Source organism: Bradyrhizobium sp. USDA 4502 (assembly GCF_054063355.1).
The window spans coordinates 2,845,217-2,861,668 of the sequence record NZ_JBSSGF010000001.1 but is presented as its reverse complement, the minus strand read 5'-3'; the positions used below and the strand labels follow the sequence as shown (position 1 = coordinate 2,861,668).

The 16,452-nt window shown below is 64.2% G+C and carries 19 protein-coding genes; 9 read left to right on the top strand and 10 right to left on the bottom strand.

From position 1 onward, the window contains the following. Nucleotides 1–74 precede the first annotated feature (74 nt). Nucleotides 75–347 carry a GNAT family N-acetyltransferase gene (locus ACVW1B_RS13010; RefSeq protein WP_456780598.1) on the top strand — a complete coding sequence of 91 codons (273 nt, stop codon included), beginning with the start codon at nt 75–77 and terminating at the stop codon, nt 345–347. 275 nt (nt 348–622) lie between these two features. Here ACVW1B_RS13010 and ACVW1B_RS13005 read toward each other — a convergent pair whose 3' ends face one another. Next, on the bottom strand, nt 623–1,414 hold the full coding sequence (locus ACVW1B_RS13005; RefSeq protein ID WP_456780599.1) for a fumarylacetoacetate hydrolase family protein: 792 nt from the start codon (nt 1,412–1,414) through the stop codon (nt 623–625). A gap of 105 nt (nt 1,415–1,519) precedes the next feature. Next, nucleotides 1,520–1,933, bottom strand: coding sequence for a DUF3597 domain-containing protein (locus ACVW1B_RS13000; protein WP_229160630.1), 414 nt, complete (start codon nt 1,931–1,933; stop codon nt 1,520–1,522). A 287-nt stretch (nt 1,934–2,220) separates the two neighbouring features. Between ACVW1B_RS13000 and ACVW1B_RS12995 the strand changes: the two genes are divergently transcribed. From ACVW1B_RS12995 to ACVW1B_RS12985, 3 genes are all read left to right on the top strand, one after another. Further along, a complete protein-coding gene (locus tag ACVW1B_RS12995; RefSeq protein ID WP_057018609.1) occupies nt 2,221–3,132 on the top strand; it encodes a DUF2189 domain-containing protein in 912 nt (303 codons plus the stop codon). Nucleotides 3,133–3,215: 83 nt separating this feature from the next. Next, the gene (locus ACVW1B_RS12990; RefSeq protein WP_156436338.1) at nt 3,216–3,356 is read left to right on the top strand and encodes a hypothetical protein; all 141 of its coding nucleotides are present in this window, start codon (nt 3,216–3,218) and stop codon (nt 3,354–3,356) included. A 7-nt stretch (nt 3,357–3,363) separates the two neighbouring features. Beyond that, on the top strand, nt 3,364–4,179 hold the full coding sequence (locus ACVW1B_RS12985) for a lytic murein transglycosylase (RefSeq protein WP_253608693.1): 816 nt from the start codon (nt 3,364–3,366) through the stop codon (nt 4,177–4,179). A gap of 145 nt (nt 4,180–4,324) precedes the next feature. Here the strand turns inward: ACVW1B_RS12985 and ACVW1B_RS12980 are convergent, their stop codons facing one another. Further along, nucleotides 4,325–4,609, bottom strand: coding sequence for a hypothetical protein (locus ACVW1B_RS12980; protein ID WP_028332121.1), 285 nt, complete (start codon nt 4,607–4,609; stop codon nt 4,325–4,327). A gap of 721 nt (nt 4,610–5,330) precedes the next feature. On the opposite strand from ACVW1B_RS12980, the gene ACVW1B_RS12975 reads away from it, so the two are divergent. The 4 genes from ACVW1B_RS12975 to ACVW1B_RS12960 all read left to right on the top strand — a co-directional run bounded on the left by ACVW1B_RS12975 (nt 5,331) and on the right by ACVW1B_RS12960 (nt 8,508). Beyond that, the gene (locus tag ACVW1B_RS12975; protein ID WP_016846063.1) at nt 5,331–5,483 is read left to right on the top strand and encodes a DUF1127 domain-containing protein; all 153 of its coding nucleotides are present in this window, start codon (nt 5,331–5,333) and stop codon (nt 5,481–5,483) included. 110 nt (nt 5,484–5,593) lie between these two features. Beyond that, entirely contained in the window at nt 5,594–7,027 is a 1,434-nt protein-coding gene (gene trmFO / locus ACVW1B_RS12970) for a methylenetetrahydrofolate--tRNA-(uracil(54)-C(5))-methyltransferase (FADH(2)-oxidizing) TrmFO (RefSeq protein ID WP_456780600.1), read from the top strand. A gap of 5 nt (nt 7,028–7,032) precedes the next feature. Continuing rightward, nucleotides 7,033–8,136 (top strand): serine/threonine protein kinase, encoded by a 1,104-nt coding sequence (locus ACVW1B_RS12965; protein WP_456780601.1) that lies wholly within the window; start codon nt 7,033–7,035, stop codon nt 8,134–8,136. A gap of 87 nt (nt 8,137–8,223) precedes the next feature. Next, the gene (locus tag ACVW1B_RS12960; RefSeq protein WP_225644360.1) at nt 8,224–8,508 is read left to right on the top strand and encodes a DUF1488 family protein; all 285 of its coding nucleotides are present in this window, start codon (nt 8,224–8,226) and stop codon (nt 8,506–8,508) included. Here ACVW1B_RS12960 and ACVW1B_RS12955 read toward each other — a convergent pair. Genes ACVW1B_RS12955 through yajC form a run of 5 tightly spaced genes read right to left on the bottom strand, consistent with a single transcriptional unit; the run spans nt 8,505 to nt 12,797 of the window. Continuing rightward, complete coding sequence (locus ACVW1B_RS12955) at nt 8,505–9,368, bottom strand: phytoene/squalene synthase family protein (RefSeq protein ID WP_225644358.1); 864 nt, start codon at nt 9,366–9,368, stop codon at nt 8,505–8,507. The two genes, ACVW1B_RS12960 and ACVW1B_RS12955, sit on opposite strands and share 4 nt — an antisense overlap. Beyond that, nucleotides 9,365–9,748: an Mth938-like domain-containing protein gene (locus tag ACVW1B_RS12950; RefSeq protein WP_456780602.1), complete on the bottom strand. Its 384-nt coding sequence runs from the start codon at nt 9,746–9,748 to the stop codon at nt 9,365–9,367. Before ACVW1B_RS12950 ends, ACVW1B_RS12955 begins: the two co-directional genes overlap by 4 nt. A gap of 6 nt (nt 9,749–9,754) precedes the next feature. Further along, entirely contained in the window at nt 9,755–10,789 is a 1,035-nt protein-coding gene (secF, locus tag ACVW1B_RS12945; protein WP_168858627.1) for a protein translocase subunit SecF, read from the bottom strand. A 10-nt stretch (nt 10,790–10,799) separates the two neighbouring features. Then, nucleotides 10,800–12,401, bottom strand: coding sequence for a protein translocase subunit SecD (gene secD, locus ACVW1B_RS12940; protein WP_057018530.1), 1,602 nt, complete (start codon nt 12,399–12,401; stop codon nt 10,800–10,802). Nucleotides 12,402–12,440: 39 nt separating this feature from the next. Then, complete coding sequence (gene yajC / locus ACVW1B_RS12935; protein ID WP_026192737.1) at nt 12,441–12,797, bottom strand: preprotein translocase subunit YajC; 357 nt, start codon at nt 12,795–12,797, stop codon at nt 12,441–12,443. 190 nt (nt 12,798–12,987) lie between these two features. Between yajC and ACVW1B_RS12930 the strand changes: the two genes are divergently transcribed. Next, nucleotides 12,988–13,971: an ATP-binding protein gene (locus ACVW1B_RS12930; protein WP_141340434.1), complete on the top strand. Its 984-nt coding sequence runs from the start codon at nt 12,988–12,990 to the stop codon at nt 13,969–13,971. A 241-nt stretch (nt 13,972–14,212) separates the two neighbouring features. Here the strand turns inward: ACVW1B_RS12930 and ACVW1B_RS12925 are convergent, their stop codons facing one another. Beyond that, nucleotides 14,213–15,604, bottom strand: a complete 1,392-nt coding sequence (locus tag ACVW1B_RS12925) for a LysM peptidoglycan-binding domain-containing M23 family metallopeptidase (protein ID WP_253608698.1) — start codon at nt 15,602–15,604, stop codon at nt 14,213–14,215. 110 nt (nt 15,605–15,714) lie between these two features. Next, entirely contained in the window at nt 15,715–16,371 is a 657-nt protein-coding gene (locus ACVW1B_RS12920; protein ID WP_253608699.1) for a protein-L-isoaspartate(D-aspartate) O-methyltransferase, read from the bottom strand. Between the last annotated feature and the right edge of the window lie 81 nt (nt 16,372–16,452).

Genomic DNA, 16,452 nt, shown 5'->3' with positions numbered 1-16,452 from the left:
GGGTTGGTCGCGGCTTTGCACCGGCGGGTTCACACGCTTACATCAGGGCCTGTAAATCAACCCGGGATTTTGCGATGGCCGCCGTCCGCGACAACAAGGACCAAAACCGCTTCGAGCTCGACACCGAGGGCGGCCTCGCTTTTGCGAACTACCGGCGGACGCCCGCGGCCGTGATCATCACCCATACCGAGACACCGCGCGCCCTGCGCGGCCGCGGCATCGCATCGGAGCTGGTCAAGGGTGCGCTGGAGCTGATCCGCGCCGACGGCCGCAAGGTGATCGCCGGCTGCGGTTTCGTGGTTGATTACCTCAACAAGCATCCGGAATACGCGGACCTTGCCGGCTAGTGTGCTGAATGCGAAGTTCGTGCGATTTCGCGGCAGCCACTTTCACGAACTTCGCATTCATAAAGCACACTAGAATCATAAGTTTGCTAGTGTCCTTATCGAATCCGAAGTTCGCTCCGAAGGTGCGGCAAATGATGCGAACTTCGGATTCGGGACACTAGAGCCCGTTCCGTTCCGATGGAAGCGGAACGGGGCTCTAGCTGCTCCTTATGACGCGTTTTCTTTACGCGAACCGGTATCCACTTCGCTCGAAAACACTTTTTGCGCCGCGTTCGTCAGACGATCTTGATCGACATGTCGGGCAGGCCCTCGAGCTTGCACAGCAGCACGTCGCCCTTGACCACCGGGCCGACGTTCTCCGGCGTACCGGAATAGATGATGTCGCCGGCCTTCAGCTCGAATGCCTCGGACAGCTTTGCGATCTGCTCGGCGACGCTCCAGACCATGTTCTTCAGATCCGAGCTCTGTCGCACCGTGCCGTTGATCGCGAGCGAGATCGCGCCATGCGTGAAGTGGCCGGTCTTATCAGCCGGATGGATCGGCCCGAGCACCGCGGCATGGTCAAAGCTCTTGCCGATCTCCCACGGCTTCTTCTCCGCGGCCATGCCGTTCTGCAGATCGCGCCGCGTCATGTCGAGGCCGAGCGCATAGCCATAGACGTGATCGAGCGCCTTGTCGGCCGGAATATTGGTGCCGCCGGATTTCAGCGCGGCGACCAGCTCGACCTCATGGTGATAATTCTTGGTCAGCGACGGATAGGGATGATCGGCGACGGTGCCGATCGCGACATTCTGGATCGCATCCGTCGGCTTCTGGAAGAAGAACGGCGGCTCGCGCGTCGGGTCCGAGCCACGCTCGATGGCGTGCGCGGCGTAGTTGCGGCCGATGCAGTAGATGCGGCGAACCTGGAACACCTCGCTGGCGCCGACGATCGGGATCGTCACGGCCGCGACCGGAAACATCGCCTTCGGCGCGGCCTCGGCATGGGCAGGCGCGGATTGCGCGGCGGCGCCGGCCAGTGCGAGAGCGCCGGTCGCAAGCATCGTCCGGCGATCGAGATCAGTCATGGGCGTTCTCCTTGTTGTTGTTGGCCGACCTATAGATGTTCGCCGATCGATAAAAAAGGGCCCGCGTTGGCGCGGGCCCTTTCTATGCACGGGAGGATGATCCTGTCAGTGCTTGATGTCGGGGGGCAGCTTGCCGCCATTGGCCGCGAGCTTGGTCATCACCTGCTTGTGCAGCCAGATGTTCATGCTGGCGGAATCGTTGGTGTCGCCGCTGTAGCCGAGCTCCTTGGCGAGCTCCTTGCGGGCCGACAGGCTGGAGTCGATGTCGAGCGCCTTCATCAGGTCGACGATCGAGGTCCGCCACTCGAGCTTCTCGCCCTTGGCGGCAACCGCCTTGTCGAGGATCGGGGCGACGTCAACGGACTGCGCCGGCGCCGCGCCGGCGGGCACTGCGGCAGGAGACGACGATGCGCTGCCGGATCCACCGGCGGGAGCTGCGCTTGTGGCCGTTCCGCCGGCGGGCGCAGCGGTGGCGCTACTGCCGAAGATCGCGCCCATGATTTTTCCGAAAATGCTCATCGTTCGCTCCCAAGAGAGTTGAGATGTGAAGGCCAGACGGCCTTGGGCGCCTGACCGAGGTCGCAGTTCAAGTCTATCGCCCCCTCCATAGCTTGCCAATGCGACATTCACTTAAGCGTGAGTGCTTTTGGCACAGTTTGGGAGTACCCTCGTTTTACAGTTCGCGACACGGCCAGTTCCCTGCTCTGTCTTTCGCGTCTGGCTTGATCGTGATCGCTTCGAGAAGCGGCAGGTTTGTGCCCGCATGCCGGGCGCCAGATGCGACCGCCCAGAGGGAGACAACGACCATGGCCACGTCATACCAAGGCAATGTCAGTTCGATGACGCAGAGCGGACAAGGCGCCGCGTCTGCGCCGGTCATCCGCACCATCGGCTTGTCCGATTTGCATCATGCGCTGCGTCTCGGCTGGGAAGACTTCAAGGCGGTGCCAAGTCACGCCATCGTCCTCTGCCTGATCTATCCGGTGCTCGGCCTCGTGCTTGCGCGCACCGTGCACGGCTATTCCGTGCTGCCCCTGCTGTTTCCGCTGGCCGCGGGCTTTGCCCTGCTCGGCCCGTTTGCCGCCATCGGCCTCTACGAGATGAGCCGCCGCCGCGAGGACGGCGGGGAAGCATCTGCCTGGGATGCCATGGAGGTATTCCGCTCACCGTCATTCGGCGCGATGCTTGGGGTCGGAACGCTGCTGTTCGCGCTGTTCGTGACCTGGATCGCCACCGCCCAGGCGATCTACACGGCGGTGTTCGGCTATGAGACCGCGGCCAACATTCCCGATTTTGCCGCGCGCGTGCTGACCACCCAGCAAGGCTGGTGGCTCGTCGTGGTCGGCTGCGGCGTCGGCTTCCTGTTCGCGCTCGTCGCGCTTTGCATCAGCGTGATCGCCTTCCCCATGATGCTCGACCGCCAGGCGACCGCCGGCGAAGCCATGGTGACGTCGATGCGCGCCGTCGCACAGAACCCGGTGCCGATGGCGGCCTGGGGCCTGATCGTCGCGGTGCTGCTGGTGCTGGGAACGATTCCGTTCTTCCTCGGGCTTGCCGTGGTGATCCCGCTGCTCGGTCACGCCACCTGGCATCTCTATCGCGAGGTCATCGTCAAGGATCCGAATGCGCGGCCGGTGATCCCCGAACCGCGCGAGCGCAAGCCCGCCGCGGACTTCCCGGCCAATCTGTTTCCGTGGCGGCGCAGCGATCGCGGCTAAGCGCCGCTAACCCGGATTCGTAAACGTCAAAGCAACCGCCGGCCGATATGTTCGGCCGGCGGTTTGTCGTTCAGGATCGTCAAATGGGTGTGAAACTGGCGTGGCATTTGCAGCGCGGCCTGAGAAAAAGCGGCTCGGTCACGAGCCTTGTTTTGGCCGCTGTTGCCGCGAACATACCCGCCGCCTTGCGCGACCAATCGATGACATCGCAGACCCCGGAGTGAATCGCTTATGACCTCTCGCTCTTGCTTTCGCACGCTCGCCATCGGCGCGTGGCTCCTGACCTCGACGGCATCGGCGCTGGCCGCTCAATGCGGCACGGGCACGTTCGAATCCTGGCTCGACGATTTCAAGAAGGAAGCTGCGACGAAGGGCATTTCGCAGAACGCGATCCAGGCCGGGTTGACTGGCGTCACGCAGGACAAGGCGATCCTCGCCCGCGACCATTCGCAGCAGGTGTTCAGCCAGACCTTCGAGCAATTCTCGGGCCGCATGGTGCCGCCGCGGCTCAATCGCGGCTCCGACATGATGAAGCGCTACGGCTCGGTGCTGTCGCGAATCGAGGAGGCCTACGGCGTACCGGGCGAAATCCTGGTCGCGATCTGGGGACTGGAGACCGATTTCGGTGTCAACACCGGAAAGTTTCCGACCATACGTTCGCTGGCGACGCTCGCCTATGATTGCCGCCGCTCCGACATGTTCAAGGCCGAGTTGATGGATGCCTTGCGCATCGTCGAGCGCGGCGATCTGCCGCCGCAGGAGATGCGCGGCGCCTGGGCCGGCGAGATCGGCCAGACTCAATTCATGCCGTCGTCCTACATCAAGTTCGCGGTCGACTTTGACGGCAACGGCAAGCGCGACCTCCTGCACAACGTGCCCGACGTGCTGGCGTCGACGGCGAACTACCTGAAGAGCTATGGCTGGAAGAAGGGCAAGGGCTGGGAGCCCGGCAGCGAGAATTTTGCGGTGATCCAGCAGTGGAACAAGAGCGAAGTGTACGCCAAGACAATCGGCTACTTCGCCACCCAGCTCGCCAAGGCTCCGTAGCGCTTTCACACCAGCGTGCGTGGCGCAGCGAGCCAAGGATGAGGCCAACCTTCTGCTCTGACTCGATCAAAGCTGGTCCAGCTGCGGATGAATCAAAAAGGGCCGACTGCCCCAGGCAATCGGCCCCTATCGCTATGACCAAAACCTACTTCGCCATGCTGGCTTCGGCAGCCTTGCTGAGATGCGCGCCGCAAGCGCCCCACTTGTTGTTCAGCATCGCGTCCTGAGCGAGCGAGACTTCCTTCTCCGCCGCGAATTTGACCTCATTGTCAGCCATAGCTTCGACTGCAGCTTCGGTCTTGCCGAGATTGGCACCGCTGCAGCCGAGGCCCGCGTGATGACGATGCGCGGCCTGAGCGGGAGCGACAGCGTAGGCAACGGCAGCCACGGTGGCTGCTGCGATCAATGTCTTAATCATGGGATGATCCATCTGTTGTTCTTGGACAGATCCCAGCGTGATTGCGGAATCTGCGGAACGATTATTCGCTGTCCCCGGCACCGTTCAGAATGAACTTCGCGCGATACAAACGTGATGAGCGCTGCGCGCGCATCGCGCATGCGTTGCATAGTGTTTTGATTACATGTCGGTAAGGAAGCGGCGCCGCAATAGCTTTGCTCGATGCGTTCACTTCAATCGAGCTGCACTTCCGATAATCAGCAGCGCGTTCGCGCGGCAGGCGAAAATCTGAACGGGCGGGAGGACCGAATTACCTCCGAGGTCAATGCGACTGATTGACGCTGCGTCCGCCTAGGTGCCGCCCCATCATGCTATGAATATCAAATCATTCATACAGCAATATTCCGCATGCGAATCGCGCATGGAACACGCCGCCGTGATCTGGCGTCAGACGCGCGTCATCCCTTGACCGAACGGTTCGTAATTACCATATGAACGGCGTAGTTCAAGCCACCACCATTCTTCTAACTCACTGATCTCAAGAAGATTTTTTCGCCGTCGCCGAGCTATGCGGAACTTTGGTCCACCGGACCTGGCTCGATGCGCCAAACGGTTAACCGGAACTTACCATCGCTATGCGTTTTGAGCTTAGCTGCATCGCAACATCGGAACTACCGCACTGCACTATATCATCTATATTCACTTCAACGATGAGGCTTTGGAAAAGCTGAATCTGAATTACTAGGAGACTACCATGTTGCTCTCGCTCATCCGCATGATCCAGGCTTTCCGGGATTATCAGCGCAATGTCAGCGAACTGTCCCAGCTCAGCGATCGCGAACTCGCCGATATCGGCCTCGACCGCTCGGACATTCCGCGCGTTGCCGCCGGCACCTACAACGGCTAATCGGCCGCAAGCCATCTGCTAAACGGATAACGCCCGCTTCCACAGCGGGCGTCGTCGTTTGTGGTGCGGTTTCAGATGCATATGAGATCAAAACGCGCTAACGCTGCGCGATGACACCGCATCAATCCTCTTCCCAACCCGTGCACATCGTGGGCGCGGGGCTCGCCGGCTCGGAAGCCGCCTGGCAGGTCGCCAATGCCGGCGTCCGCGCCGTGCTGCACGAAATGCGCCCGCACCGGATGACCGAGGCGCATCGGACCGAAGGCTGCGCCGAACTGGTCTGCTCGAACTCCTTCCGCTCCGACGATGCCGCCAACAACGCGGTCGGGCTGCTGCACGCGGAGATGCGGCGGCTGGGCTCCCTGATCATGCGCTCGGCCGACGCCAACCAGGTGCCCGCCGGCGGCGCGCTGGCGGTCGACCGCGACGGCTTTTCGGCGGCCGTCACCAAGGTGCTCAACGAACATCCGCTGATCGAGATCAGCCGGGAGGAAGTCTCAGGGCTGCCGCCGGCCGACTGGAGCAACGTCATCGTCGCGACCGGTCCCCTCACCTCGGCACCGCTTGCCGACGCCATCAGGCAGCTGACCGACGAGAGCGCGCTGGCATTCTTCGACGCGATCGCGCCGATCGTGCACAAGGATTCCATCGACATGTCGGTGGCCTGGTTTCAGTCGCGCTACGACAAGGTCGGCCCCGGCGGCACCGGCGCCGACTACATCAACTGCCCGATGACGAAGGAGCAGTATGACGCCTTCGTCGCGGCGCTGCTCGACGGCGAGAAGGTCGACTTCAAGGACTGGGAGACCAACACGCCCTATTTCGACGGCTGCCTGCCGGTCGAGGTGATGGCCGAGCGCGGTCACGAGACGCTGCGCCACGGGCCGATGAAGCCGGTGGGATTGACTAATCCGCACAACCCGACGGTCAAGCCGTATGCGATCGTCCAGCTGCGGCAGGACAACAAGCTCGGCACGCTCTACAACATCGTCGGCTTCCAGACCAAGCTGAAGCACGGCGCGCAGCAGCGCGTGTTCCGCACCATCCCCGGCCTCGAGAACGCGGAGTTCGCGCGCCTCGGCGGCCTGCATCGCAACACCTTCCTGAATTCGCCGAAGCTGCTCGACGGTCAGCTGCGTCTGCGCGCGCAGCCGCGGCTGCGCTTCGCCGGGCAGATGACAGGCTGCGAGGGTTACGTCGAGTCGGCCAGCGTCGGCCTGATCGCCGGCCTTTGCGCTGCCGCCGACATGCGCGGTGCCGCGCTGACGCCGCCGCCGGCGACGACCGCGCTCGGCGCGCTGCTCGGCCACATCACTGGCGGCCACATCGAAACAATCGAGGCCGGTTCGCGCTCGTTCCAGCCGATGAACATCAATTTCGGTCTGTTCCCGCCGCTGGCCAGTGCGCCGACCAAGAAGCCGGACGGCTCGCGGCTGCGCGGCAACGAGAAGACCGTCGCCAAGAAGCAGGCAATCAGCGCCCGCGCGCTCGCCGATCTCGACCACTGGATCGCAGAGCACCTGCGCGTTGCGGCAGCGGCCTGACAGTCATGAGCTTGCCGAAAGACGATGACGCCACCCTGTCGGTGCGGTGGAGCCAGGGCGTGCTGCTCAAGCGCGACGTGTTCTCGACCGTCGAGCGCGGCCGCTTCCGCGCCGCTGACGGCGAGGTCGACGGCGTGCTGCGCCGGCTCGATCAGGTGCCGTTCTGGTCGTTCGCCCTGGCGCTGCATCTGTTCTCGCGCGAGCGCCGCGCGCTGACCTTGGCGCGCGACCTCGACGTCGGGCCGAAGCTGTTGTGGGCCGGCCGTCGCGCGCTGGTGCGTGGCTTCATCGACGGCGCGGCGCTGCATCTGGCGAAGCCGCACGGCGACGTCGCCTATTTTCGTTCCGCCAAGGCCGCGTTGCGCAAGCTGCATCGCGCCGGCATCTGCCACAACGATCTCGCCAAGGAGCAGAACTGGCTGGTCGGCCGCGATGGCCGCGCCTACCTCACCGACTTCCAGCTTGCCGCCTGCTTCAAGACCCGCAGCCGACTGTTCCGCATCGCCGCCTATGAGGATCTGCGGCATCTGTTGAAGCACAAGCGCAGCTACGCGCCGGAGGCGTTGACGCCGAAAGAGCGCAAGGTGCTCGCAAAGAAGTCCGCGGTCGCCAGCATCTGGCTCAAGACCGGCAAGAAGGTCTATCAGGCGATCACGCGCGGCATCTTCAATTTCACCGACCGCGAAGGCGGCGGCCGGAGGCTGGTCAACGACGCCCCGGTATTGATCGATCTGATCCGCAAGAATCCGCAGGTGCGCGACACCGCGATCGTCGCCTTTGCCGACCGGCGCGTCGGCGTCGGACTCTACGCCTTCGTCGAGGCGGACCAGTCCGCGCTGGAAAAGACGCTACGCAACGAGCTTACCGCCGCCAGGGACGTCAAGCCGCCCGAACACATCCAGATCGTGCACGCGCTGCCGCGCGATGCCGCCGGCAAGCCGCGCACCGAAATCCTGCAGCTCGTCGCCATGAACCAGATCGACCTGATCGAACCGATGATGCGCAGCGACGCCGATCGCGAGTTCCTCAAGGACATCCTCGAGCAACGCAAGAATCTGCGCGACCGCTTCAATTTTGAAGTCGCCGAGATGGACCGGCCGGCAGGTTAGCGCGCGCTTGTCGGCGCGGGGCCCTCGACAAACGCGGCGCGAAGCTTCACTCTTTGCGAGGGGTAGCGCGCTCAAGGGACAAGTTTAATGCCACTCACCCGTGGCCGGATCGGGGGATACGATTCCGAACGACTGGCGTTCGGATTCACCATGATGAACGGCGACCAGGAAATCGAATGCCAGATCAGCGACGCCGCGTTGGACGAGCTGGCCGGCACGCGTGGAACGGCGAGCATGGCGCGGCAAGCCCAGTTCGTTGCGCTGCGCGACGCGGTCGAACAGATCGCATCCGACATCTATGACAGTGGCCCGATGGTCAAGGGCATAACGATCCGGATCTTCACCAAGCACATCCCGAAAGCGCAGAGCTAGCGACCGAACTCCTCCGTGCGCGCGGCTCGCCACAACGTCCAGAGCGTGCGCAGGCGCGAAACCGGCTTCGGCAGGAACGGGTCGTAGTCCTCCCTCCTCGCCCGGTTCAGCTCGCGCCTGACATGGGCGAGCGGCAGGAAGATCGGCCTCACGCCGGACGGAACATCCGCAAGCAGCCCGAACGAGGTCTTGAGATGGCCCTGGGCCTCGTCCGCAAGCTGATCGATCGCGGCACGGATGTTCGGCGTCACCTTGCCGGCAAACACCTCCTCCTTGCTGCCGCCGTGCTGCTGCAGCAGCTGTAACGGCAGAAACAGCTGATGCCGTGAGGCGTCGCGGCCGAGCGAAGCGATGACTTGAGCCATGCCCTGGGCAAGACCCGCATGACGGGCCAGATGATCGATCGCCTCCGACGGCCGCGCCACCACGCGCGTCGCCTGCGAGAACAACACTGAGGTCGTGGCGTCGAGATAGCCCTCGAGCGCGGCCAGCGACGGCATTGGGTCGTTGTAGAGATCGAACTGGTGCTCCTCGACCAGCCGCGAGAATGGCGAGACCGGCAGACGGTGATTGCGGATCGTGTGCAGCAGTTCTGCCGCGACCGGATTGCCCTCGACGCCGCCATGGCCCGCACCGGCCAGCATATCGGTCCACCATTGCAGCCGCATCTCGCCGGGCAGCGGCTGGCTGACCTGCTCGTGCACGCGCGAGACCTCGATGTTGAAGGCGTAGATCGCAAGCATCGCGCGCCGTTCCGGACCCGGCAGGAACAAGGTCGACGCGTAGCGCACGAAGTCATGGCTCCGCACCAGATCGGCGCAGAAGGCCGCGCCGTCCTTCGGTGCCTCTGTCGCGCTCATTGCACCGCGATCAGCGCCGCCGCGACGCGACGCCGCTCGCCCAGCATGATGTTGTAGGTGCGGATCGCAGGTCCCGTCTGCATCGGATCGAGCACCACCCGCACGGCCCGCAGAGCCTCGCGCAGGCCCTTTGGCGGGACCCAGACGTCGGTGCCGGTGCCGACGATCAGCGTGTCGATCGCATTGGCGGCCGCGAACACCTTTTGCAGCGAGTATTCGTCGATCTCTTGCGGCCTGGTGACCGGCCAGGCCCAGATCGAGTCAGGCAGGCACAAGAGCGAGCCGCGGTGCGACATATCGGCAAACGCGAAGCCGCCCTTGCCGTAGGCCTCGATCGGCGCCGACCTCGGAAGATGGGGAGCGTCCGAGGAGTTGCTCATGACCGGCTACTTCTTGGCTGCCGCCGTGTCCGGCTTCTTGGCCGGCGCGTCCTGCGCCGCCTCTCCACCCCGCGTGGTGTGAACACCGAGATAGATCAGGATCGGCGCCGCGATGAAAATCGAGGTGTAGGTGCCGACCAGCACCACGCCGAACATCATGACCGCGGTGAAGCTGTGGATCGCCTGGCCGCCGAACAGCAGCAGCGCGAGCAAAGCCAGCGTCACGGTGACGTGGGTGATGATCGAGCGCGACAGCGTCGAATTGATCGATTCGTTCAGCAGCTGCGGCATCGGCATCTTCTTGTAGCGCCGCAGCATCTCGCGGATACGGTCGTAGATGACGACGGTATCGTTGAGCGAATAACCGAGAATCGTCAGCAGCGCCGCGATGCTGGTGAGGTCGAAATCGACCTGGGTGATCGACATGAAGCCGATCGTGAGCACGATGTCGTGGACGTTGGCGATCATGGCGCCGAGCGCGAACTGCCATTCGAACCGGAACCAAAGGTAGATCAGGATGCCCATGATCGCGAACATCAGGCCGATCATGCCGTAGGCCAGCAGTTCGCCGGAGACGCGCGGTCCTACCACCTCGACGCGACGGTAATCGACGGATTCGCCGAGCGCGCCGCGCACTTTCGTCACCGCATCCTGCTGCGCCTTGTCGCCGCCGGGCTGCTCGGCGACGCGGATCAGGACTTCCGCCGGACCGCCGAACTGCTGAAGCTGCACCTCGCCGAGGCCAAGGCCGTTCAAGGTGGTGCGCATCGCGGCGATGTCGGCGGTGCCGGACTTGGCCTGCACCTCCAGCAGCGTGCCGCCCTTGAAGTCGATGCCGAAATTCAGGCCGTGGGTGAAGAACAGCGTGATGGCAAGGATCGAGAGCAGCGCCGAGATCGGGAAGCTGATGCGGCGAAAGCGGGTGAAATCGAAATGCGTGTCGTCCGGCACGATGCGCAGCGGCGGCAGCAGGCCGAGCGCCGCGACCACGGTCAACACGGCGATCAGGATGCCAAGGCCAATGAGAACGGTATGAGTCACAACAGGCCTCTCAGATCGGCACGGTTTGCGGCCGCTTCCACCGCACCCAGCCGGCGACGATCAGGCGCGTCAGGGTAAAGGCGGTGAACACCGTGGTGATGATGCCGATGCCGAGCGTCACGGCAAAGCCGCGGACCGGTCCGGTGCCGATGTAGAACAGCACGGCGGCGGCGATGAAGGTGGTGATGTTGGAGTCGAGGATGGTCGCCAATGCCCGCTTGAAGCCGGCGTCGATCGCCGAGATCGCGTTGCGGCCGCCGCGCAATTCCTCGCGGATGCGCTCGTAGATCAGCACGTTGGAGTCGACCGCGATGCCGACGGTCAGCACGATGCCGGCGATGCCCGGCAACGTCAGCGTGGCGTTGAGCAGCGACAGCAGTCCGAAAATCATGGCGACGTTGATCGCCACCGCGATGTTGGCGAACACGCCGAACAGCCGATAGGTGATCAGCATGAACACGATGACCAGGATCGAGCCGACATAGGCCGCGAGCTCGCCCTTCTCGATCGAGTCCTGCCCGAGGCCGGGACCGACGGTACGCTCTTCGATCACGGTCAGCGGCGCCGGCAGCGCGCCGGCACGCATCAGGATCGCCAGATCGTTGGCCGACTGCACGGTGAAGCTGCCGGAGATCTGGCCCTGTCCGCCGGTGATCGGTTCACGGATCACGGGTGCCGAGATCACCTTGTTGTCGAGCACGATCGCAAACGGCTGGCCGACGTTTTCGGCCGTCGCCTGGGCAAATTTGCGCGCTCCCGACGTATTGAACTTGAAGCTGACGATCGCCTCGCCGGTGCGCTGGTCAAAGCCTGGCTGCGCATCGGAGAGCTCGCCTCCGGAAACCAGGACCTGCTTCTTGACGACATACGGAACCGGCGGCGGTGACGCGCTCATCAAGAGTTCGGAGTCCGGCGGCAGGCGGCCCTGCTGGGCCTGGTCCGGCGACACCGAGCTGTCGACCATGCGGAATTCCATCTTCGCGGTCTTGCCGAGCAGCTCTTTCAGGCGGGTCGGGTCCTGCAGGCCCGGCACCTGGACCAGGATGCGGTCGGTGCCCTGACGCTGGATCACCGGCTCGACCGTGCCGAGCTCGTTGACGCGCCGTTCGACGATCTGGATCGATTGCTCGATGGTCTGCCGGATGCGCTCGGTGATCGCGGCCTGCGGGACCGTCAGACGGATCAGGCCGCCGCCGGCATCGGCAACCTCGAGGCTGCGCTGGCCGCTGGAGCCGAGCAGGCCGCCGAGCGGTTGCGACAGCTCGCGGAGCTTCGACAGCGCCGTCGCCTGGTCGCCTTCCCTGGAGATGCGGACTTCCACCGCGTCGTTACGCGTGTTGAGCCCGGTGTAGCCGATCTTGGCTTCACGAAGCACCTTCCGGACATCGTCGCGGATCTGGTCGAGCTTCTCCTTCTTCACGTAGTTGGAGTCGACTTCGAGCAGCAGATAGGAGCCGCCCTGCAAATCGAGGCCGAGAACCAGGCGCCGCTGCGCCCAGGCCGGCCAGGTCTTCACCTGCGCTTCGGGGAAGAAATTGGGCACGGCGCACAGGCAGACCACCAGCGCTGTCAGGATAATCCCCAGCGCTCGCCACCGCGTGAAATACAACATCGAGTTGACCCGTCAGATTCCAAAAAGGCGCCGCGGCAATCAGCTCGCGGACGCCTCGTCCTTGGCGTCGCCCTTCGCCGGCTCACCCTTGGTACGCACACCCGAGATCATCTGGCGCATCTGGCGCACGCGAACGCCGTCCGAAATCTCGAACTCGATCTGGTCGTCGTCGACCACCTTGGTCACCTTGCCGACGAGGCCGCCCGAGGTCACCACGGTGTCGCCGCGGCGGATGTTCTTCACGAGGTCCGCATGGTCGCGCACCTTCTTCTGCTGCGGGCGCAGAATCAGGAAGTACATGATGACGAAGATCAGCGCGAATGGCAGCAGCGACATCAACATGCTGTTGGTGTCACCAGTCGCTCCAGCCTGGGCAAACGCAGGAGTAATCAGCATTCGGACGATCCTCGGATAAGACGGGAAAGAACCGGCAGCGCCCTCGGATTCGGGGCGGTATGGCGGTCCGGACAAATTCGCGCGGACTATAGCGGCCGCGGTCCCAATTGCAACGTTAACGGACCTTCATTTAGGGCGCTTGCGGGACCGCCGCCAGCCCGATAAGGCTGCGCCGTCAGGAACTGGACAAATGCCGAAAAAAGCCAAGAAAACGACCAGTAAAACAACCCGCAAAACCACCCCCAAGGCTGCCGCCAAGCGCGCTGAAAACGCCGCGACAAAACGCCCGGTAACGGCGCTCGACGGCGCAGCGGCCGAGCGGATCGCGAACGCCCTGGAGGTCATCGCCAGCCGCCTCGCGGACGCCTCCCCGGCCCTCGATCCGGCCGAGACCTTCGGCGCCGCGGACGCCTTTGTCTGGCATCCGGACGGGCGCCTCGCCCCGGTGCCGCGCGTCAGCCGCGTCGAGATCGGCCTGCTCAAGGGCGTCGACCGGATGCGCGATATCCTGATGGAGAACACCGAGCGCTTCGCCGACGGCCTGCCCGCCAACAATGCGCTGCTCTGGGGCGCCCGCGGCATGGGCAAGTCGTCGCTGGTCAAGGCCACCCATGCCAGCATCAATCTCGACCGCAAGCCGGCCGACCGGCTGAAGCTGATCGAGATCCACCGCGAGGACATCGAGAGCCTGCCCGGCCTGATGGAGCTGCTGCGCAGCTCCTCCTTCCGCTTCATCGTGTTCTGCGACGACCTCTCGTTCGACGGCAACGATGCCTCATACAAGTCGCTGAAGGCCGTGCTGGAAGGCGGCATCGAGGGGCGCCCCGACAACGTCATCCTCTATGCGACCTCGAACCGGCGGCATCTGCTGGCGCGCGAGATGATCGAGAACGAACGCTCGACCGCGATCAATCCCGGCGAAGCGGTCGAGGAAAAGGTGTCGCTGTCGGACCGCTTCGGCCTCTGGCTCGGCTTCCACCGCTGCAGCCAGGACGAATACCTCGCGATGGTGAGGGGCTATTGTGACCATTACGGCATCAAGATCGCCGAGGACGAACTCGAGCGCGAGGCGCTCGAATGGTCGACCACCCGCGGCTCGCGCTCGGGCCGCGTCGCCTGGCAGTACACGCAGGAACTCGCAGGCCGGCTCGGCGTGCGGCTTAGTGGCAATTAACAGGAATGGGAGGCATAGCCCTCCCGCCATCGCCTGTGTAGCCCGGATGGAGCGCAGCGCAATCCGGGATCGGTGCACGCCGCGGGTGAGCTCCCGGATTTCGCTTCACTCCATCCGGGCTACGCGGCTGAGCGGCAAGTAATCGTCGCTGCAATCGTCAAAACAAAACGGGGGAGGCTTGCGCCTCCCCCGCTGTCTTTGTTGTGAGACTTGGAAGTCCCTTGAAGTCCCGACGCGTAGCTTACGCGCCGTTGAGGAACTGGAGCGGATCCACCGGCGACGATCCCTTGCGGATCTCGAAGTGGAGCTGCGGCGAGCCCGCCTCGCCGGACTGGCCCGACTTGGCAATCACCTGACCGCGCTTGATGGTATCGCCGCGCTTCACCAGGATTTCGCTCGCATGGGCGTAGGCGGTGACGTAGCCGTTGGAATGGCGGACCAGCACGAGATTGCCGTAGCCCTTCAGCTCATTGCCCGAATAGGCGACGACGCCGTCTTCGGCCGCTTTCACCGGCGTGCCCTCGGGCACCGCAACGTTGATGCCGTCATTGACCTTGCCGTTGGTCTTCGAGCCGTAGGCGGTGATGACCTTGCCGCGCACCGGCCAGCGGAAGGTCGGCAACGCGCCGGTGGCCTCGCTCGACTTGGTGACGACGGGCGCTTCAGCCGCAGCCGCCGGCTGTTCGACGGTCGCGGTCGGCTGGACCAGCCGCGCGCTCTGCTGCGGCAGCGCGGTTGCAACGACCTTCGGGGCTGCGACCGCCGGTGCTGGAGCCACGGCAGCAACCGGCGCGGCAGCAATGGGTTGCGCAACGGACGCGGGTGCGGCCATCGCCGTCTTGGCGCCGGGCACCACGAGCTTCATGCCGAGGCTCAGCCGGGCCGACTGGTCAAGATTGTTGGCGCGGGCGAGCTCGGCCACCGGGATGTGGTGCTGGCGCGCGATGCTGTGCAGCGTGTCGCCGCGATTGACATAGTGGACGCCGGCGGGCGCGGCTGCCACGGCGACAGGGCGCGTGGCCGGTGCGGCCATTGCTGGCGCCGCGGCCGACGCCGTCGGGCGCGGAATGACCAGCTGCTGGCCGGGCGACAGCGCGCGCGGTCCCTTGTAGCCGTTGGCGCGCAGGATCTCGGCGGTCGAGACGTTGTAGCGGCGTGCCAGCACTTCCAGCGTATCGCTGGTGCCGACGATGATGGTGGTGCCGTTGTGCCCGGCAGGGCCTGCGGCGACCGAATGCGGAACGGTGCCGGTGGATTCGATCTGCGGACGCGCGGGCGGCGGCGTGTAGGACGAGACCCCGCGCCCTCCTCCGGAGACGCCGGCATTGCCATTGGCGACCGGATAGGACTGCGGCGCCGCTGCGACCGGCGGCGGCAACGGCTGTGACTGGTATTGCGAATACTGCGGTTGCGTTCGCGGCCGCGCGTATTGCGGCAACTCGCGCGGCGGCGGCGCCTGCTGCACGGTGCCGGTCGGCTGCGGATCAAACGCAAACGGATTTTGCGAGTAGGAGTTTTGCGAGAAGCGCGACGACATATCGGCGCTGCAACCGGCAAAAGCCATGGACATCAGCGTCAGCACCGCAACCTGCGGTACGCGACGCGAGCGAAGCAACTCAACAACCCCAGACATGGTTACTCACTCGTACGCAACAAAAGACTGTTTTGAGTAAACACGTACCGAGTAAATAACCGCTTAACCCTGCGAATAAGGCGTTGGTGCCAAGCAGCAAATCGCCAAATTTACAATTCGCGCGCGATTCCCGGCAACGCCGGCACAAAGCGGACGTCGACCAATTCCTTGCGGTCGAAGCGGTTCTCGGTCCGCACCACGCGGACGAGGGTCTGGATACCCTGATGCGGCCCGACCGGGGCGATCAGGATGCCGCCGGGTTCGAGCCGCTCCAAGAGCTTCTCCGGGATCTGCTCCATCGCCGCGGTGACGATGATGCGGTCGAAGTCGCCTGCCCCGGCCGGAACGTCGAAACCGTCCCCGAGCAGCACCTCGATATTGTAATAACCCAGCTTTTCGAGGCGCTTGCGGGCGCCGTCGGCCAGCGTCCGGTAGCGCTCGATGGTCAGCACCTGCTTGCACAACCGGGACAGCACGGCCGCCTGATAGCCCGAGCCGGTGCCGATTTCGAGCACGCGATGGTCCTGCTGCAGTTTCAACTGCTCGGTCATGTAGGCCACGACGAAAGGCTGGCTGATGGTCTGCCCACAGGCGATAGCAAGCGCGCTGTCGCGATAGGCCTCGTTGCGATCGCGCGGATCGACGAAGACCTCGCGCGGCACCTCCTCCATCGTACGCAGCACCGCCTGATCGCTCACCCCACGCCGCCGCAGGGTCAGCTGAAACATCATCTTCTCGGTCGGATCGGGGTTCACGGCCATGTTCATCAGCGTCTCTGGGCGGCAGCGCGGAATCTTGCCCTCTAGTGTGCTGAATGCGAAGTTCGTGCGATTTCGCGGCAGCCACTT